23 protein-coding genes are annotated in these 23863 nt (G+C 38.8%); 10 read left to right on the top strand and 13 right to left on the bottom strand.

The genetic code is table 11. The features are described from left to right. The first annotated feature begins 91 nt into the window (after positions 1-91). Together J576_RS17010 and ruvX are read left to right on the top strand one after the other, a co-directional pair. Positions 92-646 (top strand): YqgE/AlgH family protein, encoded by a 555-nt coding sequence (locus J576_RS17010; protein WP_001979301.1) that lies wholly within the window; start codon positions 92-94, stop codon positions 644-646. Next, a complete protein-coding gene (gene ruvX / locus J576_RS17005; protein WP_000127528.1) occupies positions 646-1086 on the top strand; it encodes a Holliday junction resolvase RuvX in 441 nt (146 codons plus the stop codon). Before J576_RS17010 ends, ruvX begins: the two co-directional genes overlap by 1 nt. A gap of 58 nt (positions 1087-1144) precedes the next feature. Here the strand turns inward: ruvX and J576_RS17000 are convergent, their stop codons facing one another. From J576_RS17000 to J576_RS16990, 3 genes are read right to left on the bottom strand one after another with little or no spacing between them, the layout of a single operon-like run. Continuing rightward, positions 1145-2146, bottom strand: coding sequence for an HlyD family secretion protein (locus J576_RS17000; RefSeq protein ID WP_002156989.1), 1002 nt, complete (start codon positions 2144-2146; stop codon positions 1145-1147). 39 nt (positions 2147-2185) lie between these two features. Further along, a complete protein-coding gene (locus J576_RS16995) occupies positions 2186-2392 on the bottom strand; it encodes a DUF1656 domain-containing protein (RefSeq protein ID WP_002157017.1) in 207 nt (68 codons plus the stop codon). After that, a complete protein-coding gene (locus J576_RS16990) occupies positions 2385-4484 on the bottom strand; it encodes an FUSC family protein (RefSeq protein WP_002157006.1) in 2100 nt (699 codons plus the stop codon). Before J576_RS16990 ends, J576_RS16995 begins: the two co-directional genes overlap by 8 nt. Before the next feature lie 494 nt (positions 4485-4978). On the opposite strand from J576_RS16990, the gene J576_RS16985 reads away from it, so the two are divergent. Next, a complete protein-coding gene (locus tag J576_RS16985) occupies positions 4979-5752 on the top strand; it encodes an IclR family transcriptional regulator (RefSeq protein WP_002157015.1) in 774 nt (257 codons plus the stop codon). Positions 5753-5947: 195 nt separating this feature from the next. On the opposite strand, the gene J576_RS16980 is transcribed toward J576_RS16985, so the two are convergent. From J576_RS16980 to J576_RS16955, 6 genes are all read right to left on the bottom strand, one after another. Next, positions 5948-6559 carry an alpha-ketoglutarate-dependent dioxygenase AlkB family protein gene (locus J576_RS16980; RefSeq protein WP_002156920.1) on the bottom strand — a complete coding sequence of 204 codons (612 nt, stop codon included), beginning with the start codon at positions 6557-6559 and terminating at the stop codon, positions 5948-5950. Next, the gene (locus J576_RS16975; protein ID WP_002156992.1) at positions 6556-7410 is read right to left on the bottom strand and encodes a methylated-DNA--[protein]-cysteine S-methyltransferase; all 855 of its coding nucleotides are present in this window, start codon (positions 7408-7410) and stop codon (positions 6556-6558) included. Before J576_RS16975 ends, J576_RS16980 begins: the two co-directional genes overlap by 4 nt. 126 nt (positions 7411-7536) lie before the next feature. Further along, positions 7537-8124, bottom strand: a complete 588-nt coding sequence (gene pgsA, locus J576_RS16970) for a CDP-diacylglycerol--glycerol-3-phosphate 3-phosphatidyltransferase (RefSeq protein WP_002156973.1) — start codon at positions 8122-8124, stop codon at positions 7537-7539. 118 nt (positions 8125-8242) lie between these two features. After that, complete coding sequence (locus J576_RS16965; RefSeq protein WP_002156933.1) at positions 8243-9037, bottom strand: thioesterase family protein; 795 nt, start codon at positions 9035-9037, stop codon at positions 8243-8245. A 120-nt stretch (positions 9038-9157) separates the two neighbouring features. After that, on the bottom strand, positions 9158-10957 hold the full coding sequence (uvrC, locus tag J576_RS16960) for an excinuclease ABC subunit UvrC (protein ID WP_031944813.1): 1800 nt from the start codon (positions 10955-10957) through the stop codon (positions 9158-9160). A 133-nt stretch (positions 10958-11090) separates the two neighbouring features. Then, the gene (locus J576_RS16955; RefSeq protein ID WP_002157041.1) at positions 11091-11621 is read right to left on the bottom strand and encodes a CHAP domain-containing protein; all 531 of its coding nucleotides are present in this window, start codon (positions 11619-11621) and stop codon (positions 11091-11093) included. 883 nt (positions 11622-12504) lie between these two features. Here J576_RS16955 and J576_RS16950 point away from each other — a divergent pair. Further along, positions 12505-12789: a hypothetical protein gene (locus J576_RS16950; RefSeq protein ID WP_002157039.1), complete on the top strand. Its 285-nt coding sequence runs from the start codon at positions 12505-12507 to the stop codon at positions 12787-12789. 173 nt (positions 12790-12962) lie between these two features. Here J576_RS16950 and lpxO read toward each other — a convergent pair whose 3' ends face one another. After that, positions 12963-13877 (bottom strand): lipid A hydroxylase LpxO, encoded by a 915-nt coding sequence (gene lpxO / locus J576_RS16945; RefSeq protein WP_002156921.1) that lies wholly within the window; start codon positions 13875-13877, stop codon positions 12963-12965. A gap of 572 nt (positions 13878-14449) precedes the next feature. Between lpxO and fadB the strand changes: the two genes are divergently transcribed. Beyond that, complete coding sequence (fadB, locus tag J576_RS16940) at positions 14450-16603, top strand: fatty acid oxidation complex subunit alpha FadB (RefSeq protein WP_002156941.1); 2154 nt, start codon at positions 14450-14452, stop codon at positions 16601-16603. Between the two features lie 12 nt (positions 16604-16615). Then, complete coding sequence (gene fadA / locus J576_RS16935) at positions 16616-17788, top strand: acetyl-CoA C-acyltransferase FadA (RefSeq protein ID WP_002157046.1); 1173 nt, start codon at positions 16616-16618, stop codon at positions 17786-17788. A gap of 46 nt (positions 17789-17834) precedes the next feature. On the opposite strand, the gene J576_RS16930 is transcribed toward fadA, so the two are convergent. Beyond that, positions 17835-18326: a hypothetical protein gene (locus J576_RS16930; RefSeq protein WP_002156995.1), complete on the bottom strand. Its 492-nt coding sequence runs from the start codon at positions 18324-18326 to the stop codon at positions 17835-17837. 238 nt (positions 18327-18564) lie between these two features. After that, positions 18565-19212 carry an RBBP9/YdeN family alpha/beta hydrolase gene (locus J576_RS16925; protein ID WP_002157044.1) on the bottom strand — a complete coding sequence of 216 codons (648 nt, stop codon included), beginning with the start codon at positions 19210-19212 and terminating at the stop codon, positions 18565-18567. A 71-nt stretch (positions 19213-19283) separates the two neighbouring features. Between J576_RS16925 and J576_RS16920 the strand changes: the two genes are divergently transcribed. Further along, complete coding sequence (locus J576_RS16920) at positions 19284-19652, top strand: MerR family transcriptional regulator (RefSeq protein ID WP_002156979.1); 369 nt, start codon at positions 19284-19286, stop codon at positions 19650-19652. Between the two features lie 18 nt (positions 19653-19670). Here the strand turns inward: J576_RS16920 and J576_RS16915 are convergent, their stop codons facing one another. Continuing rightward, positions 19671-20429, bottom strand: coding sequence for a hypothetical protein (locus J576_RS16915; protein ID WP_002156981.1), 759 nt, complete (start codon positions 20427-20429; stop codon positions 19671-19673). A 177-nt stretch (positions 20430-20606) separates the two neighbouring features. Between J576_RS16915 and J576_RS16910 the strand changes: the two genes are divergently transcribed. The 3 genes from J576_RS16910 (at position 20607) to J576_RS16900 (ending at position 23833) form a co-directional block, all read left to right on the top strand. Continuing rightward, the gene (locus J576_RS16910; protein WP_002156938.1) at positions 20607-21317 is read left to right on the top strand and encodes a DsbA family oxidoreductase; all 711 of its coding nucleotides are present in this window, start codon (positions 20607-20609) and stop codon (positions 21315-21317) included. Positions 21318-21668: 351 nt separating this feature from the next. Next, positions 21669-22808, top strand: a complete 1140-nt coding sequence (locus J576_RS16905) for a hypothetical protein (protein ID WP_025467987.1) — start codon at positions 21669-21671, stop codon at positions 22806-22808. A 122-nt stretch (positions 22809-22930) separates the two neighbouring features. Continuing rightward, the gene (locus J576_RS16900) at positions 22931-23833 is read left to right on the top strand and encodes a hypothetical protein (protein ID WP_025467988.1); all 903 of its coding nucleotides are present in this window, start codon (positions 22931-22933) and stop codon (positions 23831-23833) included. The last annotated feature ends 30 nt before the right edge of the window (positions 23834-23863 follow it).

The following is a 23863-nucleotide window of genomic DNA, read 5'->3' as shown; positions in this document are numbered from 1 at the left end:
ATTAACTCTTGTATGTTGATAAAAAGAACCTATATACATAAAAAGGGTCGAGAGACCCTATAGCGACATTTTTTGAGGGAGAACCGCTTAGGTGACCAAACAATACATGACTCACCGTTGTCTGATTGCCCCGCCAGAAATGGCAGATGACTTTTTTGCAAATACTGTAATTTATCTTGCCCGCCATGACGAAGAAGGTGCTCAAGGTATTATTATCAATCGCCCTGCTGGTATCCAAATTAAAGAACTACTCAATGATTTAGACATTGATGCAGACAATGTAAATCCGCATGAGGTTTTACAAGGTGGACCTTTACGCCCTGAAGCAGGCTTTGTCCTTCATACTGGTCAACCAACATGGCACTCCTCTATTGCTGTCGGTGAAAATGTCTGTATTACCACCAGTAAAGATATTCTCGATGCAATTGCACATAACGAAGGTGTTGGTCGCTACCAAATCGCCCTCGGTTATGCGAGTTGGGGTAAAAACCAGCTAGAAGATGAAATTGCTCGTGGTGACTGGCTCATTTGTGATGCCGACATGGATCTGATTTTTAACTTGCCGTATGATGACCGTTGGGATGCAGCCTATAAAAAAATTGGTGTAGATCGTACATGGCTGGCTTCTGAAATCGGACATGCTTAATGACTGCAACACAATCAAAATCAATTATGGCTTTTGACTTTGGTACTCAAAAAATGGGAATGGCGATCGGCCAATCTGCAATTGAAAGTGCTAATCCATTGCCATTATTTGTGATGAAAGATGGGATTCCCAACTGGGACCAACTTTTAAAAATTGTTAAAGAATGGCAACCTGATTTGTTTATTGTCGGTCTTCCATTAAATATGGATGATAGCGAATCAGAGCTTTCTACACGTGCACGTAAATTTGCACGCCGTTTACGCCATCAAACCAATATTGAAACGTGGATGGTAGATGAACGACTCACCACCCGTGAAGCAAGAGAAGAACTTGGTTTTTATCAAGAACAAGGCCGTGCAAAGAAATTATCAGCAGATAGTTTTGCAGCAGCTTTGCTGATTCAAAGCTGGTATCGCAATCCAGTTGGTTTAACACCATAAAAAATAAAAAAGCATGTTTTACACATGCTTTTTTATTGGGTTTAAAAACTTCAATTTTTTATTTTTCAATAATATGTACTGTAGCAGTACGACCAGAAACAAAAGCCAGCTCGTTTTTTGGTGCTTCATCTAACACAATTTTTACAGGTACACGCTGTGCTAAACGAACCCAGCTAAACGTCGGGTTTACGTTTGCAAGCAGTTTAGAACTACTTGAACGCTCACGATCTTCAATACCCGATGCAATACCTTGCACATGGCCCTTAATTTTCTGACTGTCACCCATTAATTGCACACTTGCTTGATCGCCAATATGAATGCGGTCTAATTTTGTTTCTTCAAAATATCCCACCACATAAAGTTGTTTACGATCTAGCAATGCTGCAACCGCTTGTCCAACTTGGACATAGTTACCTGGGCGCAAATCAAAGTTAGAGAGTGTTCCATCTGCCGGTGCAACAACAGCGGCACGGTGCATATTGAGTTCTGCTAAATGTAAGTTACTTGTTGCTGCTTCAACCAATGCCTGTTGCTGTTTAATAGTGGCTTCAGCTTGTTGAATAGCTGCTTGGAGTTGCTCATGTTCCGCATGTGATTGATCGCGAGTTGCAAAGACCTGATCTTGTTCTTGTTTAGAAATCGCGCCATCCATTAAGTTTGAATAACGGTTTGCGTTTTTCTCGGCTAACTTAATGTTAGTACTCGACTTAATCAAGTTTGCTTTGGCTTGGGCTAGACCTGCTTGTGCTTGAGCATAGGCCGCTTTTGCTTTTGCCAAATCAGATTTTGCTTGCTCTACATCTAAAGCTCGGCGAGAGACATCAATTTTAAAAAGCACCTGACCTTTTTTGACAGTCTGGTTATCTTGAACCAATACTTCCGTTACAAGTCCTGCTACATCTGAGGAGACTTGAATAACGTCACCACGAACTCGGCCATCACGTGTCCACGGCGCTGCATTATAGTAGTTCCATAAATGCACAATGGTATAGACCGCAATCATTAATGCGACAATCAAAATCACTGGACGGATGACTTTTTTCAACTCCAATTGATTCATTTTACTCACCTAACTCAATCTTTAATCTGGCAATCATCTTTAAGCACCTAACCCAACAAAAATTTGGTGTATCACCAAAAGTAGTAAAAGGTAAAAACACAAATTGAAAATGCTGGGTAGTGCAATCCAGCCTTGTGCAATCCATTTGTTAGTTAAAGGACTTAACAAGCGGAAACATATATATGCAAATAAGGCTTGGACGAGCAAAGCGGGCAGGTAAATACCGTAGACATTAAACTCACCCATGCGCTGTGGCTCCTGTAAGCGTACGATCTGCATTCATTTGGTTTGATGAGACATGACACATGCTATAAGCAATATTATTTAGCGAAATAAATAATCTTTGACGCAAAGTCATATCTTCAATATGTGAAGCAAGTTGTTTAAGTTCAAACAAGGTCTGATGAATGTGCTGTACCAATACATCACTTTCATCTTTTTCATTTTCTTTGGCTCTAAACAGCTCATCTAAATCTTGTTGCAAACGGCCAATGTGATGAGCTAGTTCTGAAGATGGCTGAAATTGATTTGCTAACTCTTGAAGTCGGCTTAAATCAACAATCGCACTTGATTCAACTAATGCTTGATGAATCGATTTTTTAATCTCTTCTGATTGAACCATTTTAGTATTTAAGACACCGACACGGTCTAACATCGCCCGCAAATGTACTTTGAATTCAATGCCATAAGGTATATAAATCGCTTGACGCATCGCGCGATAATGTAAAGCTAAAATACGGTTTGCACTGGTGTCGGGTGACATGGCACGTACAACATCTATCACAATGAGAGACACCAATACGCCCATAACCATACCAAATGAGCTGTCTAGGTAAGACACTGCATCCATGCTGTAAGCATTGTGTAAGTTCAGACCCATCATGGTGTTAATACCCAGCACCATGCCCACTGGCATGAGTGCTTGATTCGCCATCATGGAAACCGCAAATAAGAACATCGGCAACAGAACGAGTCCAAGTTCCCAAAATGTTGTGACATGAGGAAAAACACCAAAAGCATAAATAAACACTAAAACAGCCGAAGCCACACTGCCCCATATAAAAATACGCAAGACAGGAACAGGGTTATCTAAGGCCGTTAAAATACAAGCTGTTACTGCACCAATCTGTGCCATCATAAATCCAGCTTTCCAGCCAGAGAGAATCCACACACCTGTCACAATAAATGTAATGAGTACCGCACTAATACCGCCTCTGACTGCTACACCATGATCTCGGTGCAAACTTGGATATTTAGTCGTCATTGGGGTAATGTTATCTGGAATCTCTTTATTACCTTTCTTGATGCGTTGCCATAAAACTTTTACAGCTAAAACATTACTAATAAAGTGGCGGACATCCATTTTCATGGCAGCCAATAGCACTTGTTGATGTTCTGAAGCCGAGTCATTTAAGTTCAAAAAATCATTTTCAAACTCGTCAGGTAACTGCAAAACATTTTCATCAGTCATCTGGTCTTTCTGTTCAAGAAAATGAATCACATGACCTGAAAGCTGCTTTAATTTGTCTGAATGACTTTCAATAAAATTGAGTTCTTGCAGTTGTTTAATTCGTTCAGATAAGGCAACCAAGTTCGCAACCACCATCGACATTTGATGGAGCATTTCTTGCAAAGGTTTGGTCATGCCATGTAACTCACCTTTTTCATAGCTCAAGTGAACTGCTAAAGCATGAATATCAGTCGTATCACGAGTAATCGCAGCTAAAAGCTGTGTATTGTTTTGCTGCTGGTCTGCATTTAACAAATTAGCAAATAGGTTCTCTGTATCTTTGAGTGTCTTAGTTACACGCTGTTTAATAGCCGAACCAATATGCATCGGCAAAATAGTTGCAGACACAACCGCACTCGAAATTACCCCAATTGAAATCTCGAGTACACGCGCCAAAGCAATATCAAAAATATTGTACTGGTCAATATATGTAATCGCGTTATACGCAATCATTGCAGTTGAATAACCCGCCAACATAAATGCATAACTGCGAGGTGTCCGGTCGAGTAAGGATACATAAAGCGCAAAGCCCACCCATAGTGACAACACAACCGTAAATATCCACGGCGTATTAATCAGGTGAGGTGTTATTGTTAACGCAACAATGGCACCACCCACCGTGCCTAAAACACGATAGACACACTTAGACGACACCATACCCGAATAAGGGTTGGCGATAATCAGGACGGTACCGATCGACCACATTGGATTAATCAGGTCTAATTCAAACGAAACAAATAATGCCAACATGCCGGCAATAAATGTCTTTATTGCAAAAATTAGATCCAGCTTACTCGGGCGGAAAGCCAGTATTTGCTTTAATAACATGAACTCATCTCAAATACAGATTTGAACTGATGAGCATGCTCATCAGTGTCCATTTGCCTTTTAAAAAGACAACACGACTTTGTCATTTGCCTTATAGACAAATGAGTTAATGAGAGCATCCTTCAATACAATGATTTTTCCTACATCTCTGCATGATGTACCGAGATGATTTCAGTTTGGCCGCTATTTATACGACCAAGCTTAGGAAAGGAGAGACATCGAAAAAGTCGGCAGAGTAAACCAATTTCTCGATTAGATATTTTGCTGCACAATTTTTTCAAAATAAAGTGATTTAGTCAACTAAAATATCTTTATTTGATAATTTGATATGTTTTTAGTTAATCATATATGATGTGTGAATCAAGAGAACTTTTCTGATTCTGAGCGTAAAATATTTAAATCAGGTAGTTATCTTGGAATTGAGACAAAGCTTCAATTTTTCTGTTATAAGAACTCAAGTGTGACCCGTTTATTAAGGATACGAATAAGACATCATGGCAATTTCAAGTTTTGGCAAAATTTTAACCGTACTGGATTTATTTTCAGTTTCACGACCAGTGATTAATGTCGATATTATTTGCGAAGAACTTGGCTTGTCTAAACCGACCAGCTATCGTTATCTGAAAGAACTCGTATCAGCCGACTTATTAAAACGTATTAATGGTACTTCTGGCGATTACACTTTAGGCTCAAAAATAGCAGTTCTTGACTATGTATCCAGAACAACCGATCCATTAGTTCAAATCAGTACGCCGTTTATGCGCAACATTGTTGAACGCACTGAACTTTGCTGTTTACTCACCTATTTAAATGATGACTACTGCATTGATATTCATCATGAAATCTTCAAAGATACAGAGCTACTTTCATATGGCCGAGGTTGTCCGCGTCCGATCTATGTTGGAGCATCACCAAAAACAATGGTGTCACATTTAAGTAAACAGCGCATGCATGACTATTATCAACGTTTTCAACATGAGTTATCACAGTCAGGTTTTGCTCTGGATGAACCAAGCTTTATCCAACGCATGCGTAAAATAAAGAAACAAGGCTTCTATTTCTCACAAGGTGAGATTGATCCTAATGTTTCAGGGCTTGCTGTACCCGTTCGTTTTTCAAGTAAAGAAGTTCCATTAGCTTTAACACTAGTCGCATCAAAGAACCGCTTTGATTTTTTAAATATTGAAAAACTCATTGAAATTTTGCAAGAAAATGCTGCATTAATAGAACAGCGCTTTATGGAACTTTCAGAAAAAGGTGAGATCTAAAATAATATTTTTGATAATTTAAAGTTTTCTTACACTTTGAAGCATTGAAAATATCCAAATATTCTCATATTATGATTTTAGCACCTATTGATGATTCTTTTCATCAGCAGCTCATCAATAGAAGGCTCTCCCTCAGAGGAATAAGCTCATGCTGCCATCATGGGCTTTTTTCTTGCCCATTTTTTAGAATAAAACTTATGAAAATTTGAACTGACGGAATGTCAGATTAATACGCGGTTGTAAAATCTTTGTAGAACGATTTAAACGGTGTTGCCAATATTGTTGAGTCTCACCACGCATCACAATAAGTTGACCCGGTTGTAACCACATCTCAACTTTTTCCTTGGTTTGAATATGTCTAAAAGAGAACTTCCGCGTTGCTCCAAAACTTAAAGAAGCAATTGTAGTAGTTCTAGCTAAAGACACATCCGAATCACTATGCCAAGCCATACCTTGCGTTCCGTCTTCATAAAGATTTGCCAAGCAAGAGTTAAATTTTTCTGAAAGAATCTGCTCGACTTGCTGCTTTAGCTTGGCAAGTGCTCTGTCCCACGGCAAAGAATCACGGAAAACACCAGAATATTTATATCGATAGTGCTCATCTCCATACCAAGCAACCTTGCGGGGTGTAATAAAGTGCTTGCCATATAGCTTCGCTTCATCATGTCGCCATGCCAAATGGTGGTACAAATAATGAAAATATTGTTCGGCTTCTTCCGTACTTAAAATACATCCATAATCCTGAACCTCACCTTCATAAGGCAATAAGTTTGAACAAGGCTCCGGAGAAAATAAATCTAGTGTCATGCAATCTCCCCTTGCTGCTTAGCCATTTCCCAAGCTAACAATGCCAGTTTACGCCCTTTTTGCCAATGGTACTCACCGACCATTCCTGTTGCACGAATGACTCGATGACACGGAATTAAATATGCAATCGGATTTTGTCCAATTGCCGTAGCGACTGCTCTGACTGCTTTAGGTTTTCCAATTTGCTCAGCAATATCTTGGTAAGTACGTAGCTGTCCTTCGGGAATAGTAAGTAATGCTTCCCACACTTGAAGCTGAAATGGTGTTCCTGCAAGATTAAGCGGTAATTTCTGCTGTAAGTGTTCTGAAAAATCTTGTCTAAACCACTGTGCAATTTGCTGATGCCAAATCGGAGAGTGATTTCTTAGTTGAGCTTTCGGAAAGTATTGTTTAATGATGTCTTCAATATTTTCACGACTATCAACAAAGCGAACAGAACAAATCCCTTTATCACTACTTACTACTAATAAATCACCAAATGGGCTTGTTTCAACTGAATAATTCAGTTCAACCCCATTACCTTGCTGCTTGTATTCACCTGGGGTCATCCCCTCAAGCTGAATAAACAAATCATGTAAACGACCCGTACCCGATAGTCCAGTATTTAAAGCAGTATCTAATAAGCTACGTTGCTGCATTAAATAATATTTTGCCTGCTGCAAGCTCATATATTGCACAAACTTCTTAGGGCTAATGCCTACCCATTCCTGAAACTGCCGCTGGATATAACTTGGACTTAAATCCATATATGTCGCGACATCTTCTAAGCTTGGTTGCTGGTCTAGATGTTCATATAAATATTCAATAATTGTGGCAATCACAGCAAATTGCAGAGAAGAAAGCATTTGCATCTGTCACCTCCTTAGCACTTAATCTTACTTTAAAGTAGCCAAAGTCTTATGACGACCCGATTCTTGCACTCTTCAAAAATAAAAAAAGCCTTTCGTTATAGAAAGGCTTAATCATTCAACCTGACATTAGGGTTGTTTTAGATATGGCCACGCTGCTTTTAAATAAATAAACATTGACCATAAAGTGAGAATCACAGCGGTATATAACAAAGCATAAGCCAGCATTTCTAAAGGCTGCCAATTCAGTAGAAATACACTAATCGCAATCATTTGAAATGCGGTCTTATATTTACCTACAGTTGATACGGCTACACTGGTTCGCGCGCCAAGTTCTGCCATCCACTCACGTAAAGCAGACACGGTAATTTCCCGTGAAATAATAACAATTGCAGCAAAAGCCATCGCAATTGTCGGTTTCCACTGCACTAAAACAATAAGTGCAGCTGCCACCATAAGTTTGTCTGCAACTGGGTCTAAGAATCGGCCAAATGCTGAAGTCTGGTTCAAAGTTCGTGCTAGGTAGCCATCAAACCAGTCAGTTACGGCAGCCAGCACAAAAATAGCCGTCAAGATAATATGACGCGTCATACTTCCTACGTGCTCACCAATACCTATTGCAGGCGGCCAATATGCAATCACCAAAAATACAGGAATAAGCGCGATACGCGCCAAAGTTAGGATATTTGGGATATTCAGGATTCGCCCTGTGGTCATAAACACCGCCAATTTAGTCTTCACGCATCTTTTAACAGACAACGACACATACTTCAATATTGTATCTATCTGTAACAGCCACTTTATACGAAATATGTGAATCGAGAAAGTAGATTACTTAGGTAAATACCGTAACAGTTTGCCGCAAGATTGCAATTAAATGATCATTTTGATCCCAAAGATATGCATATTCTGTGGAATAACCCTCAGCTGCATATTCAGTCGTGACTTTATATTTAAACCAGTCGCACAACTGATGCTGAACTGGATGAACACAAGTAATGTGCCATGTTAAAGAGCTTGCTGGCGCAACTTGCTTAAACATTGGCAATACACCCGGCGGCCAAATATCCATAAGCACAATCAAATCAGGTAATGTCATTTGACGATTTTCATGTTGTTCTGGTGAGAACCTTGACCAACCACCAAAGTCAGGATACCCACTTGCCGTCACCGGATAATTACCCTCAGCCCAACAGACTTCAAAATGCTGAAAGCATTCCGGCATATGTTTCGCAAAAGGAATGACGGTTAAATTTTCTGGTTGTACATAAGCAGGTGCTATGGGTTCTTGTTTTACCTCAATACTCGACACACGAGACACGCCAAAACTTGCAACCAAAATCGTTTGAACTGCATTATCTTGCCATAAACGTGCTTCAAGCGTAGTGACTGACTTTCCTTCTCTTAAAACTTCAATAGTCAATCGGGCAGCGCCTTGTGGTACAGGACCTACAAAAGTAACACTACAACTTAATAATCTTTTATTTGAATCTTGAATATAGGAACATGCCTTTTGCATTAATAGCCCAGCAACAAGGCCACCAAAAACGGTGCGGCCCTGTAACCATCCTGCGGGTATGTCAATCCATTCATTTTGTTTTACATCTTCCCATAGTTGTAATAATGACATTCCTATCCCTAAATCATGCGTATGATTAAGAAATATCTTTCATCATTTTGACCAACATGTGAATGATCATTCAGCTATTAATTTAAGAGCGCTTTTGTCACTCACATAAGTAAGACATGACTACTCATGCAAAATTTTATAAATCGTTCTTGCCATCACTTCACCCAAGCCCGGCACTACCGTCAATTCTTTTTCAGATGCTTTTAACACACCTTGAATTCCACCAAAATGTGTTAATAAATCTCGACGGCGTTTAGGTCCTAGGCCCGGAATTGCTTCTAAAACTGAAGTACTACGGCGTTTGTCACGTTTAGCGCGGTGTTTGGTAATGGCAAAGCGATGAGCTTCATCACGTACCTGTTGAATCAAGTGTAGTGCCTTATTATCTTCAGGTAACTGAATTTTTGTACCATCAGTAAAATGAAGCGTTTCAAGGCCCGGTTTACGTCCCTCACCTTTTGAAACACCAATCATGAAAGCATCAAGTCCAAGATCTTGCATAACTTCCATAGCCATATGGAGCTGGCCTTTACCACCATCAATTAAAAGTAAATCTGGTAACATTGCCTTTTTATAGCGACGCGTTAAAGCTTGGCGCATTGCTGCATAATCGTCACCCGCAGTAATATCTTGAATGGCAAATTGGCGATAGTCTCGTTTACGTGCACCACCTTGGTCAAATACCACACATGATGCAATCGGTGCTTCACCCATGGTATGGCTAATATCAAAACATTCAATCCGATCGATCGGACGGCCAACTACCTGCTCAAGCTGGTGGAAACGCTCATTAAGTTCTAAATGATTACTCAACTGTCCTTTAATCGCATGTTGAACATTCATTTCGGCAAGTTCTAACCATTCGGCACGTGTTTCTCGCACATTGCTCTTAATCTGGACTTTCTTTCCAAACTGCTGTGCTAAAGCTTCTTCCAACTCTTTACGGTCAGGTAAGGCAGTATTCACAATCAGTTCGCTTGGTACTTCATCGGCAACCTGAAAGTAAAAGTTTGCCATGAAGTCACTTAGCATTTGCCCGAGGTCATCGCCCAACATGTCAGGGAAATAACTTTTGCCGCCTAACATACGACCATTACGCACATGCATAATCTGCACACATGTCACACCAGCCTGATAGGCAATGGCTAAAATATCCGCCTCACCTTTCACTTTGAAAACAGCTTGCTGTGCTTGTACTTCGCGAAGTAAAGACAAACGGTCTCGATAAAAAACAGCTTTTTCAAATTCAAGATCTGCCGCTGCCTGCTCCATTTTCGCAATCAGTTCTTGGTTTAATTCTTTGGTATCACCTTGTAAGAAGCGAATACTGTTATTGACGTCTTCTTTGTAATCTTCTGGTGAGACTAAGCCTACACATGGGGCCGAGCAACGTTTGATTTGATATTGCAAACATGGACGCTTGCGCTGTGAGAAGTAAGTATTTTCACATTGGCGCACATTAAAAAGTTTTTGTAAAACCAGTAAGGTATCTCGAGCACTATAAGCGCTTGGATACGGGCCAAAGAACTTCCCGATTTGATGCTTACCTTTGCCACGTCCACTGGCGATTCGCGGATAAGGTTTATCTGCCGATACAAAGATATAGACATATGACTTATCGTCACGCAGCATAATGTTATAAGGCGGACGATGTTGCTTAATTAAGTTTTGTTCTAAAAGCAGCGCTTCAGTTTCTGAACGCGTAACGAGCGTTTCAATATCATAAATTCGTGCAACTAAAGCCTGAGTTTTCGGATGCTCAATAGTTTTGACAAAATAACTCGATACCCGATTTTTTAGGTTTTTAGCTTTACCCACATATAACAACTCTCCCTCTTTCCCTAGCATCTTATAAACGCCTGGAAGTTGGGTCAGGTTAGCTAAAATTTTTTCAATATGGGGACGAGCGTTTTGATTCACTATTGGCATACATGGCTTAATATTGAATACCTAATGTGATGTTTTCATCCTTACTTTTCAAGTGCTTTACTGTGGCAGAACCTAAATTTGAAAACACATCATGAATCAGCCCGACAATATGTGTCGTACTACCTTAAGAATCGAGGCGATAGTAACTATATTTCACGTCTTTTTCTTTATAGACCGCATAGGTTTTTTGACGAAAATCAGAGAACCAGCCATTACCCGTATAGCCAGCAATGTGTCCGTAGGTATGCCCACTGGTGCGTTCAATAATATAGATATCCCCTTCTTGAGGACGGTTAAATGCCGGTTTGATTTTCTTATAGCCGTTCTTTTCTAAGGTATGTCCCCAGTCAGATGCAGCTACAGGATGCTTTGATACATCTGCACCTGCTGCTTGTAGAGCAATACGGATATTCTTGGCACATTTCTCTTTGCTGTGCTTTGCTGACATGCTTTCAAGTTTGCTTGAGAACTTATGTAGATCAATGTTTTGATCTTCTACTTTATGTCTTTTAGAAGTCGTTCGGCCATGCTTTTTAGTCTCAGCAGAAGCTTTGTTTAACATCGCTTTCGTTTTTAAGTCACCCTGAGAACTTTCTTCTTTTCTCAATTTAATATGGTGAACATGTGCATGAGCTACGTGATGAGCATGAGCCATTTTGAAACCTACTTCCGCTAATCAGTCTTCGAAAAAACGGAGCAATTGTAGAATCAAAATTATGCGTTGGCTTTTAATAGTTGTAACAAATTGCCAGCACTGTGAAATGAGTCACAAAATGAATTTATCGTTTTTATTTTATAAAAAAATACCCTTTCTGGCCCTTTAATCTTTCTATAAATATTGAGGCAAAGATATCCTCTTATAAAAGCAAAATACTTAGCTACAACCAATCAATCAAATTCATTTCAACCGACCAAACACTTATATAAAACTTCAGATTAATTAGAAATTTTAAATATTATAAATATTTTCCTAAATAATATTTAAAATAAAAAAATTTAATAAAAATAAATCACATTTATTTTAAATAAAAATCCTTTTTAATAATTGACGCTTTTAATTTTAACTATTATTATCTCGTTGCTGGCCTACATTGCCAGTCGGTTTTAGCAGACCGTAATCTATGGCGGGTTATAGTACAATCTATAAGTCGTTAGACCCTTGCGTCCCCTTTTCTTTGCGGTAGGACGGGAGGGGGACGCCCTGTGCGTGCTGGTCCCATAGATTCCAGTCTGCTAACCCCCTTTCGTTCTACCACCCTAATTAATTCGCGGTAATCTGGTGGTAGGACTCCATTTTTTAAGGAGTTGGCCATGCCATTATTCAAACTTGTTTTCTCTCTAATTTAATTATTTTATTTATTTAAAATTTGGTTTTATGCCTTATTTTTATATCTATAAATTATTTTTATTTTAAAAATTTTAATCATTTTATTTTCCTGCTTTTTAGGAGGATTAATTATTAACTAAAATTTATTTTAACCATTTAAACCCATTATATTTTTATTCTACTCATAGATATAAATCATTATGAGAATAATATGAAAACTTATAAATCTATTTTAACTTTTAGTTTAGTTCTAGGTAGCTTGGGCATTTCGGGTTGCAATTTACACACTCAGCAGGAGTTTGAAAAAATTTGCTTGTCAGGTGGGCATAGCGAGTCGAGTTGTGACTGTATTTACCAGCAACTTGAAAAAGCTTATTCCCCTAAAATGATGCAACGCCTAGAACATGTCAGTTTGCAAAGTCCTGTTCTCCCACGGGACTTTGCCCCTACTTTTTTGAACACCATGCAGCGGTGTGACAAAAGTAGTCTGGGCTAAGCGTTGGCTTAGCTCTTTATCTCTGTGTCGCAATGGTTGATTACTTTAAATCAGCGCAAAAAATTAAAGTCTGTTGTGGCACAGAGGCCTCTCAGAAACTTTCCACAAAAAAAACCACACTCGAAGGTGTGGCTTAGTTCAATCACGCAGAATTTTTATTTCGGGCGCTTTCATTAAAATACGTATGGTCGAACAAAAATCAGGAAGAAAATTCCAAGCATGAGGAACCACTTCAAGAAGTAATACAACTTACGATTACTAGCTTTTAAAGCTTTAGCTTTAATACGAATTTGATAAACATAACCAAAGGCTTTATTTAACCCCCCTGTTTGGTCACCTGTTTCATTCGGTGAGCTTGCCGCAGTCATTACGTTACGACCAAACCAATGGTTGAAGCGTTCCATCCATTTTACTTTCATTGGACGTTCAACGTCTGCAAAGAAAATAATACGGTTTTGATCAGTCTTATTTTCAGCATAGTGAATATAAGTTTCATCAAACACGACACTTTGACCGTCACGCCAAGAGTATCTTTCACCATCTACATCAATGAAACAACGGTCATCATTTGGAGTAATCAGACCCAAATGATAACGGAGTGATCCCGCATATGGATCACGGTGTTTTACCAAACGGCTGTCAGGAGCAAGCTCTGTAAACATTGCCGCTTTAATGGTTGGTAATGTTTTGAGTAAAGCCGTTGTTTTTGGGCAAAGCTCAGCAGCTGAAGGATGACTTGATTCATACCACTTGAGGTAAAAACGTTTCCACCCTGTTTTAAAGAACGAGTTAAAACCTAAGTCGTTATAGGTACTTGATGCTTTAATCCCACCTTGTTCATATAAAGCTTTCGCTTCATCTCGAATCATTTCCCAATTTTCATCTAACACTTTTAAATCTTTAAAGTGTTGAGTGTCGATATAGGGTTGATTCGGTACCTTTGAAAAGATGTACATTAAAAAGTTAATCGGTGCGAGCAAGGTTGAATGGTCAAAAAATTGACGATAAAACGAGTGACGCACTTTGCCGCGATGTTGGATATACAATGCAGATATCACAAAAATCGCTAATATGATCCACTTAATCATATTGCTACTCTTTCAAAGTTTAGGGCAACCTTACCTTAATTTTCTAAGGTAATAGCAACCGGAAGTTTATTTAATTGGCGCAAATTTTAACAAAATTGACTTATAAAAAGCGAATGTAAAAAATTAAACAGTGTATTTCGGAAAATTAAGGGGTCTGAATATAAAAAAAGCGCTTAATTTGTTGTGGTGATCATTCATTAGAAAATTGTGACTTTGTAGTCGATTTTTTTAGACATCACACCAGAACAATTGACCTTTTTGACAAGAAGTGAATAGGATAAAATTCTTATTTTTTATATAAAAAATTAAAAATTTATACTTTTTATAAATAAAAACTTAAATTAAAACAAAAACCTCTAACCAATAGCTATCTCTATGATTTTCTTTATGCATTTAATTGGTATGAATTCAACAAAAAATAAGATGACCCTTGCGTCACGGCTTGATACAACTTGTCGGGTTCTTTTTAGATATAGTTATCGTAAGATTAGCGAAGCATAAATGTGTACCGGAGCTGTACACACGCTTCATAACATCAACTTAGAAATCCTCCAAAACTAAGGAGATCAGGCATGATCCACGCTGGCAATGCCATTACCGTCCAAATGCTTGCGGACGGAATTGCAGAATTCCGCTTTGACTTACAAGGTGAGTCGGTCAATAAATTTAACCGTGCAACAATTGAAGATTTCAAAGCTGCTATCGCGGCTGTAAAAGCTAATAACGATATTAAAGGCTTAGTCGTAACTTCTGGTAAATCTACATTTATTGTAGGTGCAGATATTACCGAGTTTGGTGAAAACTTCGCACAAGGCGAAAAAGCGATTGTTGACTGGCTTATGCCTGTTCACGAAATCTTCAATAGCTTTGAAGATTTAGACCTTCCAAAAGTTGCTGCTATTAACGGCATGGCTTTGGGTGGTGGTTTTGAAATGTGTTTAGTTTGTGACTATCGCGTGATGTCAGAAGCTGCACAAGTCGGTTTACCAGAAATCAAACTCGGTATTTACCCTGGTTTCGGTGGTAGTGTTCGTTTAAGCCGTCTTATTGGTATCGATAACGCGGTTGAATGGATGGCAATGGCTGCTCCTAAAAAACCAGCTGCTGCGCTTAAAGATGGTGCTGTAGATGCTGTTGTAGCTGCTGACAAATTACTTGATGCTGCAACTGACTTGGTTAAACAAGCAATTTCTGGTCGTTTAAACTGGAAAGCAAAACGTCAAGAGAAACTTGAAGCTGTAAAATTGAACCCGCTTGAACAAATGATGGCGTTCAACACAGCAAAAGGTGCAGTACTTGCTAAAGCAAATCCTGCTCAATACCCTGCTCCAAAACTATTACTTGATTCATTACAAGCTGGTGCAAGCCTTGCACGTGATGAAGCATTAAAAGCTGAGGCTGAAGGCTTTGCTAAAGCAGCAATTACTCCACAAGCTGGCGCATTGATTGGTCTATTCATCAATGACCAAGTTGTGAAAAAGGCATCTAAACAACATGAAAAAGGTGCTCACCCTGTAAACCAAGCAGCTGTACTTGGCGCTGGTATTATGGGTGGTGGTATTGCTTACCAAGCAGCAAGCAAAGGCACTCCAATTATCATGAAAGATATTGGTAACCCACAACTTGCATTAGGTATGTCAGAAGCTAACAACTTGTTAACTAAGCAAGTTGAACGCAAGAAAATGAAGCCTGCACAAATGGGTGAAACGCTTGCACGTATTCGTCCTACTTTAAGCTACGAAGAGTTTAAAGAAGTCGACATCGTGATCGAAGCGGTAACTGAAAATCCAAAAGTTAAAGAAATCGTACTTGCAGAAACTGAGAAAAATGTTCGTGAAAACACGATCATTGCTTCTAATACTTCTACAATTTCAATTACACGTTTGGCAAAAGCATTACAACGTCCTGAAAACTTCGTTGGTATGCACTTCTTCAACCCAGTTCACATGATGCCGCTTGTAGAAGTTATTCGTGGTGAAAAGACTTCTGAAGAAGCAATTGCAACGACAGTCGTTCTTGCTCAAAAAATGGGTAAAACACCAATTGTTGTAAACGACTGCCCAGGGTTCTTGGTTAACCGTGTATTGTTCCCTTACTTCGGCGCATTTGACCTTCTTGTAAAAGACGGCGCAGATTTCCAACAAATCGACAATGTAATGTCTAAGTTTGGTTGGCCAATGGGTCCTGCTTACCTGATCGATGTTGTAGGTATTGATACAGGTGTGCATGGTGCAGAAGTAATGGCTGAAGGTTTCCCTGACCGTATGAAGCCAGACTACAAAGGCGCAATCCAAGCAATGTATGAAGCGAAGCGTCTTGGTCAAAAGAATGACGTAGGTTTCTACAAATACGAACTCGACAAGAAAGGCAAGAAAGCAAAAACTGTTGATCCAACAGCGTATGAAGTGATTGCTCCGTTCGTAACTGGCGAAAAACGCGAATTTGATAACCAAGAAATCATTGACCGTATGATGCTTGCTTTCTGTAACGAAACAGTTCGTTGCTTGGAAGACAAGATTGTAGCAACTGCATCTGAAGCAGACATGGCAATGATTATGGGTGTAGGTTTCCCTCCATTCCGTGGTGGTCCATGCCGTTACATCGACCAAACTGGTGTTGCTGAATACGTTGCACTTTGCGATAAATATGCACACTTAGGTAAGGCTTATGAAGCGCCGCAAATGTTGCGCGACATGGCTGCTAACAATAAAAAATTCTACGGTTAAGGAGCGACGTGAATGGCTACTTTAAATCCACGTGACGTTGTGATTGTTGATGGCGTTCGTTCTGCCATGGGCAAATCTAAAAACGGTATGTTCCGTAATGTACGTGCCGACAGTTTATCTGCTGAACTTGTACGTGCGCTCGTTGCCCGTAACCAGTTTGATGTAAACGAAGTTGAAGACCTGATCTGGGGCTGTGTAAACCAGACTCTAGAACAAGGTATGAACATTGGCCGTAACATCGGTTTATTGGCTGACTTGCCTAAAACTGTTGCTGGTCAAACAGTGAACCGTCTTTGTGGTTCGTCTATGCAGGCAATCCACACTGCCGCAGCACAAATTGCGACTAACCAAGGTGACATCTTCATTATTGGTGGTGTAGAGCACATGGGCCATGTAGGTATGATGCACGGCATCGACCTTAACCCAGAAGCATCTAAACACTATGCAAAAGCATCTAATATGATGGGCTTAACTGCTGAAATGTTAGGTCGTATGAACGGCATTACTCGTGAAGAACAAGATGCGTTCGGTGTCGAATCTCACCGCCGTGCTTGGGCTGCAACTCAGGAAGGTCGTTTCAAAAATGAAATCGTTGGTGTTGAAGGCCACGATGCAAATGGTTTCAAAATCCTTTGTGACATCGACGAAGTGATTCGTCCAGATGCAAACCTTGAAGCATTCAAAGCATTAAAACCTGTATTTGACCCTAAAGGTGGTTCAGTAACAGCAGCAACTTCTTCTGCTCTTTCTGACGGTGCTTCTGCAATGTTGCTTATGTCTGCTGAACGTGCACAAGCATTAGGTTTAAAACCACGTGCTGTAATTCGCTCTATGGCAGTAGCAGGCTGTGACGCAGCAATCATGGGTTACGGTCCAGTTCCAGCGACTCAAAAAGCGCTTAAGCGTGCTGGCTTATCAATTGCTGATATCCAGACTGTTGAGTTAAATGAAGCATTTGCTGCACAAGGCTTGTCTGTTCTTAAAGGCTTAGGTCTGTATGACAAACAAGACATCGTGAACTTAAATGGTGGTGCAATCGCTCTTGGTCACCCACTAGGCTGTTCAGGTGCTCGTATCACCACTACGTTGTTAAACGTAATGGAACAACAAGATACTCAAATCGGTCTTGCGACCATGTGTATCGGCCTTGGTCAAGGTATCGCAACGATTATCGAACGTGTTTAATTAACACCAAGATAAAAAATCCCCGCTCAATGCGGGGATTTTTATTTTACCGGCCTTTTAAACCATCTTGGATTTGTTGCTGTAATTTCAAAATATCATCTAAATTTACTTTCATCGTACCTTCACGATAAGCATCGACATTACTTCGGTTAATGTTCAACGGCTTTAACATTTCAAAAAGACCATTGGTTGGGTCAGAAGACTGAATCCCGCCCGCTACCGCTAGAATATATTCTCGTAAAAATGGAGAAAGTTGTGAGAGATCAGGCTGCGCCATAACGGGCTGATAATCTATGGTCGTCATCCCTTCTGGGACTAAAGCATTCTGTATATCGTTATGTATTTTATATTCATGGTGTTGTAGTGCTTGGCGTACCTTCTTATCTTCTTGAAACGGCACAAAGCCCACCTCATCACGTAGCTCAGATTCAGCCATAACGCGAATAGTGGGTAAAGTCGTTACTTCTTCTGCCTGAACAGTTGGTAAACCCATAAAAGCAAATGCAGCGATTAAAGCTGATTGTTTTAGAAAGTTCATAACTAGCTCCAAAAAATCAGTCATCCTGTTTCAATCAAAAGATGAAGATTCAAATAAAGGTCTCTATAAATAGGCTACAACAAACTGCTTTGTGATTCAGTAAGGCTCAGATAAACGGTAAATATAATTAAAATTTTTAATGTAATAGTAAGGGACTTTCTTAATAAAAAGCTGAATAGAAAAACCACCCTATAAATGAGTTATAACCATTTATAGGGTGAGATTTATCTTATAGATTTTATTTGTTCTCTAACATTTCTTTTAAAGAGTCGACCAATTGAGGAAATGCCGTATAACCTTCCCGACCTAAAAAGTGCCCGCCATTAGGAACAGTAATGTACGGCGCATCAATATCCTTAGCCAATTGAATCGTTAAGTGTGGTGGAACCAAATCATCATTATCAGATAAATACACCAACTTTTTCTTTATGCTCTTAAAATAATTGGTGTCGACTTTGCTCTGTGTTATATAAGCTGTGAGAGGGGAAGAATCTGCAATTGGTCCAGAGAATCCGGATACTAAAATCATTCCTCCAATATTTTTATAATCATGTCTTTGCAAAAAGTGCAGTAAGGTAATGACACCCAAACTATGTGCCACAAAATAAGTATTTTCATTAACCACTGGTATCTGTTCATCTAAAACCTTCTGCCAAGCATCTACATTGGGATGCTCAGAATCTGGAAATGGTATTAAAGTAACAGCCGTATGTTCATCTTCTATTTGATGTTTTAGGTCCAAGAACCAGTGATCATGTATAGAAGCCGAATAACCGTGAAGTACAAATATTTGACGCATGTTCTTCTCCTGATGTTCCAGTGTTTTGGTATTTGCAGCAAATAACATTAATCCAAATAACACCAATAAAATGAGTTTTCTGATCATTGAACAAGTACCATTTTGAAAGATAAAAACATGCTAAACTATGACACCACTGTTAAGGTCAAGCCTATTTTATGAACCTAGCTAAAGTCGCTGAGCTTACTAAAGTTAGTCCGCGTATGCTGCGTTATTATGAAAGTTTAGGGCTAATACAACCGCATCGAGCAAGTAATAACTATCGAAGTTATACGCAAAAAGATATTGAAAATATTAAGAAAATTAAAATATTAAATGATGCGGGTATGACACTAAAAGACATTCAGGTGTTATTACCATGTTTTGATTTAGATGAAAGGGTATTTACGCTTTGCCTTATTGTTCAAGAAAAGCTACAAACAGAGCTGATGCATGTATCGGAGCAGTTAAACAAACTACAAACTTCTCAAAGTTTATTACAATCTTTCTTGATAAAAGGCAAAGCTGAGAGCACCAATACATCATGATTGATGCTCATGCTGTAATTATTCTTCTAACTCATTTTCTAAAGCAGCCACGTTCTTTTTCTTAATACTTTCTATTTTTGCATTAAGCTTTAAGACATGTTGATAAAGCTCGTTAAATTTTTTAACTTGAGCATTTTCATGAAAAAGAATCATATGGTCTTTCTTTTGCCACGAATAGTTTTTTAGAAGTTTAAACATTTGCTCTGCGTCATCTAAAATTTGCAGCTCAATCATAAAAATCGTATGGTCTTGATCAGCTTTTTGCTGAGTTCCCAATTTCATTTCAAGAAGTTGTCTGGTATCTGCATCAACAGATAATTCCTGTATTTTAGCGAGAAAGATTTTATGAATTTTTTCATATTCAGATTGGTATTTATCTGAAGCTTTTCGAACGTCAGCTAACATCTTTTCTGTTTCAGCATATTTTTGCTTTTTATCAATATCCAAACGGTCAACATTTAAAAAAGTATCCCATTTTGCAGCCTTTAATTCTCTTAAGTATTCATTACGCGCATTTACATTTTGAACCCAATAACTTAAAAGAAATTCTGAGACTTGCTTATAGTGCCCTGCGAGCCGTTTATCATGAATATCGAGTTGTACAGGTTTAGACCAATCTTGAGCCTGTTCATAAAGTTCACTCATTTTTTCATTCATCACCACATCGAACATTTGGCTACTGTCTTTAGCTTGTTGCTGTTTAATATGTTGATAGGAAAAAAAGACAATACCTGCAATTACCACCAAACCTGCAATCGCAATCAAAATTCGGCGCATACACACCTCCTATTTCCATTCTTATAGTTTTGCTCTTTATAGTTATGAAATAGAGCTCTTACTTCTTTATATGTCATTTATTTCACAATACGCAACACTCTATTCGCTATTCAATGCTTTAAATCCTTGTACATCATCCCTATTATGATGAGTAATTAAAATTTATGAGATTCTCCCATGCGTGTTGATGTCTGGTCTGATGTAGTTTGTCCTTTCTGTTACATCGGCAAAAAACGCCTTGAGCATGTCGCGGCTGAAGCTGGCATTGAACTTGATATTCATTGGCATAGTTTCGAGTTAGATCCGAATGCGCCAGCGACCCACGACACTTCAAATACTGAGCGTTTAGCGAAAAAATATGGTCGTACCTATGAAGAGATGGAAGAAATGGAGCGCAACATTGCGGCCATGGCTGCCTCTGAAGGGATCGACTTCCAATGGCAAAAAGCCAACTCAGGCAATAGCTTTAACGCTCACCGTATTATTCACCTAGCTCAAAGTAAAGGCTTAGGTAACGAAGCAAAAGAAGCCTTTTTTCACGCTTATATGACTGAAGGTTTAGCTATTGGCGAACGCGAAGTCGTAGAAGAAATCGCTTCTCGTATTGGCTTAGATAATGCCGAAGTTGAATATGTACTCGATACAAATGAATTGGCTGACTTTGTTCGTCATGACGAAAAGATTGCGCATGAGCAACTTAATGTAACAGGCGTACCATTCTTTGTATTTGATCAAAGAATTGCGCTTGCAGGCGCACAACCTCGTGAAGTGTTTTTACAAGTCTTAGAACAAGCACAGCTCAAGGCAAATGCTGAAGAAATCGAGCAAGATGATGCTGCTGTTTGTAATGATGAAACATGTGATATTCCACAAAATAAACAGTCTTAATTGCAAAGTGTGAACAAATCGTATGTTTTATCATCGTTTTAGCAATAGAGCGTTCTAAAAAAAGAACTATTCAATTGCTTAAAATGCGTTTATGATTGCCACTTAGAATATTCGCGCTGTAATGTTCTGTTTTTTATGTGTTTAATGATCGGAATTTGAAGTTTCCTTGATCTAAAATCCCCCTAGTTTGGGGGATTTTTTTTGCTTAAAAATTCTCGCTAATAGCTTAAACTTTTTAAGTTATTTCAAATATGTAAGAAAAGTTAAATTTACTTAACTTTTGTGTCGTCCTCTTGATTTTATTAGAAAAATCAACAAAAGTGGCAATAACAACAAAACATAAAGATAGATATGAAAACATTTCACGTTATTACGTATCGGCAGCTTTTTGCACTTGTAACATTGGGATTTGGTTCTATATGCATGGCTCATGCAGAAGTAAATTCTTCTTCAACTCAACAAGTCAATGGTTCGTCATCTGGAGTACAAACCGAAGAAAATAAAGATGAAAATCTTTTAGATCAAATTCCAAGGTGGATTGATGCCACTCCAACGATTTTTCCGGAGCAGTCCAACGAACCAATTGTGCCACCTACCGAGCAGACCGAAGACCAGACCTGGTTTGACCGTAAGCAAAAGAAAATTCGAAATTGGGCCGATCACACTTCGGAAAAAATTGATAACTGGTTTGGTGAAGTCGATCCTCAAAAGCCTGCTTCGGCCACCATTCGAGTCATGATTGATAACTATTGGAACGAATATGATAACTTTGAAATTAAGCCAAGAATACGCGGTAAAATTAAACTTCCGACGCTAGAAAAACGCTTAAGCGTAGTATTTGGTGATGACTCTTTAGATAACGAATTTAATAATAGTCCAGCCAATATTAACCAGAACCCAAATCAAGATTCAAATAAGAAACTTGATACTAAACGAACACGAGATGATAACAGCTCAATCGCATTACGTTGGTCAAATTTCTCTAAAAAACTGCCGTTTGAAACAGATGCCGACTTAGGTATCCGTTCTGGAGATGACGTGTATGTTCGCTTAAAAGCATCAAGAGATTGGCAACTCCGTAATGACTTTAAGTTTTATGCTGAAGAAATTTATCGCTATGGCATTCATAGTGAAAATTATTTACGTACTAATTTGGAACTCACCCATGCTCGTCCAAATCAACCCATCTTATCAAATCAGTTCAGCCTAACTTATGCTGACGATCAAGATGATGATTTAACATGGGAAAACCGAGTTTTCCGTGAACATAGTTTCTTTGCAAATAACCGTTTTAACTATGGTATTTACACAGGTGGCTATTACAACGACAACGATTTACGCTTAAACAGTTGGGGACCATTTGTATCATGGCGTCAGCCGCTCTTACGTGAGTGGTTCTTTGTACAAGGTGACGTCAACTACTTTAATGACCACCGAGAAGACCGTAACCATTTTGTCAGCACATTCTTACGTTTAGAAGCACTTTTCTAATTGAGCAAGATCACCTTGGAGGTTATCTCCAAGGTGATGAATAATAAAATACTTTTAAATAAAAATTTAAGCTTTTTCCCTTACAATACTGAGCTAACTTTTGATTCCTGATTTTCAGAAAAATGAATCAATTCTCTTCTTTGTCATTTGAATATAAATCTAAAGCTCTACTTTGTATTTATAGTTTAGGTATGTTGGTTTTAATCCCTCATACACAGCTTTTCTCTACGCCCTTAAAGCATCAACGCTCCACGAGACGCTCCCTACATCCGTCGAGCCTATTCATAAAAAGCAAAAGTCATTCTCTAACTTTTTCAAATTCACCATGTGAAGTAGAAAATAATAATGATTCAGATGCAGCACTCATTCAGGACCTGATGGCCGTGTTTGGAAATGATACGCTGTGGAACCGTGCAACCCAGCACAAACAACCTTATAAAACCTTGGGTAAGAAAAAGAAGAAAGCTTCAACACCCCATATTTCAATCAGCAACCCAATTACTGCAAGCTGGGATACGATTTCAACATGGATGCCTTTCGAAAATAATCTTGATTTAGGCTCAAATTCAGAAAGTGATGTTTATGTACAATTTCTTGCCAAGAAAAAATGGAATTTAAGACATAACATTAGCATAGATACCGAACAAGTCTTTCGCTATGGCTCAACCAGCCGAAACTATACTGAAACCACGCTAAACTTAACGCAAAAGATGCAAGACAACACCCTGTTCGCTAACAAATTTAATGTGAATAAGAGTGAAAATGAAGAATACAACTGGGGCAATTGGACTTTTCAGCAATTTGAGTTCGTAAAAGATAATAGCCTGACTTACGGCATTTATAGTGGCGGTGTATATACTAAAAATGACATGCGGGTAAATAGTTGGGGACCTTATATTTCATGGCGCCAGCCCGTATGGCGAGATTGGATTTTTATGCAAAATGATCTTAATTTTTTTAATCATATTGATGATGACCCGAAACATCAGCTTAGTGTCCAAATGAATTTAGAAGCTAATTTTTAGCCAAAAATCATCAAATTGTGGATAACTCTT

This window comes from Acinetobacter sp. 766875 (genome assembly GCF_000582055.1).
Lineage (GTDB): Bacteria > Pseudomonadota > Gammaproteobacteria > Pseudomonadales > Moraxellaceae > Acinetobacter > Acinetobacter nosocomialis.
This window is presented reverse-complemented; position numbering and strand designations above follow the sequence as displayed.

Excerpts from the sequence above, each read along its gene's own strand:
- ruvX (WP_000127528.1), top strand. The coding sequence starts at position 646 with ATGACTGCAACACAATCAAAATCAATTATGGCTTTTGACTTTGGTACT.
- J576_RS17000 (WP_002156989.1), bottom strand. The coding sequence starts at position 2,146 with ATGAATCAATTGGAGTTGAAAAAAGTCATCCGTCCAGTGATTTTGATT.
- J576_RS16995 (WP_002157017.1), bottom strand. The coding sequence starts at position 2,392 with ATGGGTGAGTTTAATGTCTACGGTATTTACCTGCCCGCTTTGCTCGTC.
- J576_RS16990 (WP_002157006.1), bottom strand. The coding sequence starts at position 4,484 with ATGTTATTAAAGCAAATACTGGCTTTCCGCCCGAGTAAGCTGGATCTA.
- J576_RS16985 (WP_002157015.1), top strand. The coding sequence starts at position 4,979 with ATGGCAATTTCAAGTTTTGGCAAAATTTTAACCGTACTGGATTTATTT.
- J576_RS16980 (WP_002156920.1), bottom strand. The coding sequence starts at position 6,559 with ATGACACTAGATTTATTTTCTCCGGAGCCTTGTTCAAACTTATTGCCT.
- J576_RS16975 (WP_002156992.1), bottom strand. The coding sequence starts at position 7,410 with ATGCAAATGCTTTCTTCTCTGCAATTTGCTGTGATTGCCACAATTATT.
- pgsA (WP_002156973.1), bottom strand. The coding sequence starts at position 8,124 with ATGACCACAGGGCGAATCCTGAATATCCCAAATATCCTAACTTTGGCG.
- J576_RS16965 (WP_002156933.1), bottom strand. The coding sequence starts at position 9,037 with ATGTCATTATTACAACTATGGGAAGATGTAAAACAAAATGAATGGATT.
- J576_RS16955 (WP_002157041.1), bottom strand. The coding sequence starts at position 11,621 with ATGGCTCATGCTCATCACGTAGCTCATGCACATGTTCACCATATTAAA.
- J576_RS16950 (WP_002157039.1), top strand. The coding sequence starts at position 12,505 with ATGAAAACTTATAAATCTATTTTAACTTTTAGTTTAGTTCTAGGTAGC.
- lpxO (WP_002156921.1), bottom strand. The coding sequence starts at position 13,877 with ATGATTAAGTGGATCATATTAGCGATTTTTGTGATATCTGCATTGTAT.
- fadB (WP_002156941.1), top strand. The coding sequence starts at position 14,450 with ATGATCCACGCTGGCAATGCCATTACCGTCCAAATGCTTGCGGACGGA.
- fadA (WP_002157046.1), top strand. The coding sequence starts at position 16,616 with ATGGCTACTTTAAATCCACGTGACGTTGTGATTGTTGATGGCGTTCGT.
- J576_RS16930 (WP_002156995.1), bottom strand. The coding sequence starts at position 18,326 with ATGAACTTTCTAAAACAATCAGCTTTAATCGCTGCATTTGCTTTTATG.
- J576_RS16925 (WP_002157044.1), bottom strand. The coding sequence starts at position 19,212 with ATGATCAGAAAACTCATTTTATTGGTGTTATTTGGATTAATGTTATTT.
- J576_RS16920 (WP_002156979.1), top strand. The coding sequence starts at position 19,284 with ATGAACCTAGCTAAAGTCGCTGAGCTTACTAAAGTTAGTCCGCGTATG.
- J576_RS16915 (WP_002156981.1), bottom strand. The coding sequence starts at position 20,429 with ATGCGCCGAATTTTGATTGCGATTGCAGGTTTGGTGGTAATTGCAGGT.
- J576_RS16910 (WP_002156938.1), top strand. The coding sequence starts at position 20,607 with ATGCGTGTTGATGTCTGGTCTGATGTAGTTTGTCCTTTCTGTTACATC.
- J576_RS16905 (WP_025467987.1), top strand. The coding sequence starts at position 21,669 with ATGAAAACATTTCACGTTATTACGTATCGGCAGCTTTTTGCACTTGTA.
- J576_RS16900 (WP_025467988.1), top strand. The coding sequence starts at position 22,931 with ATGAATCAATTCTCTTCTTTGTCATTTGAATATAAATCTAAAGCTCTA.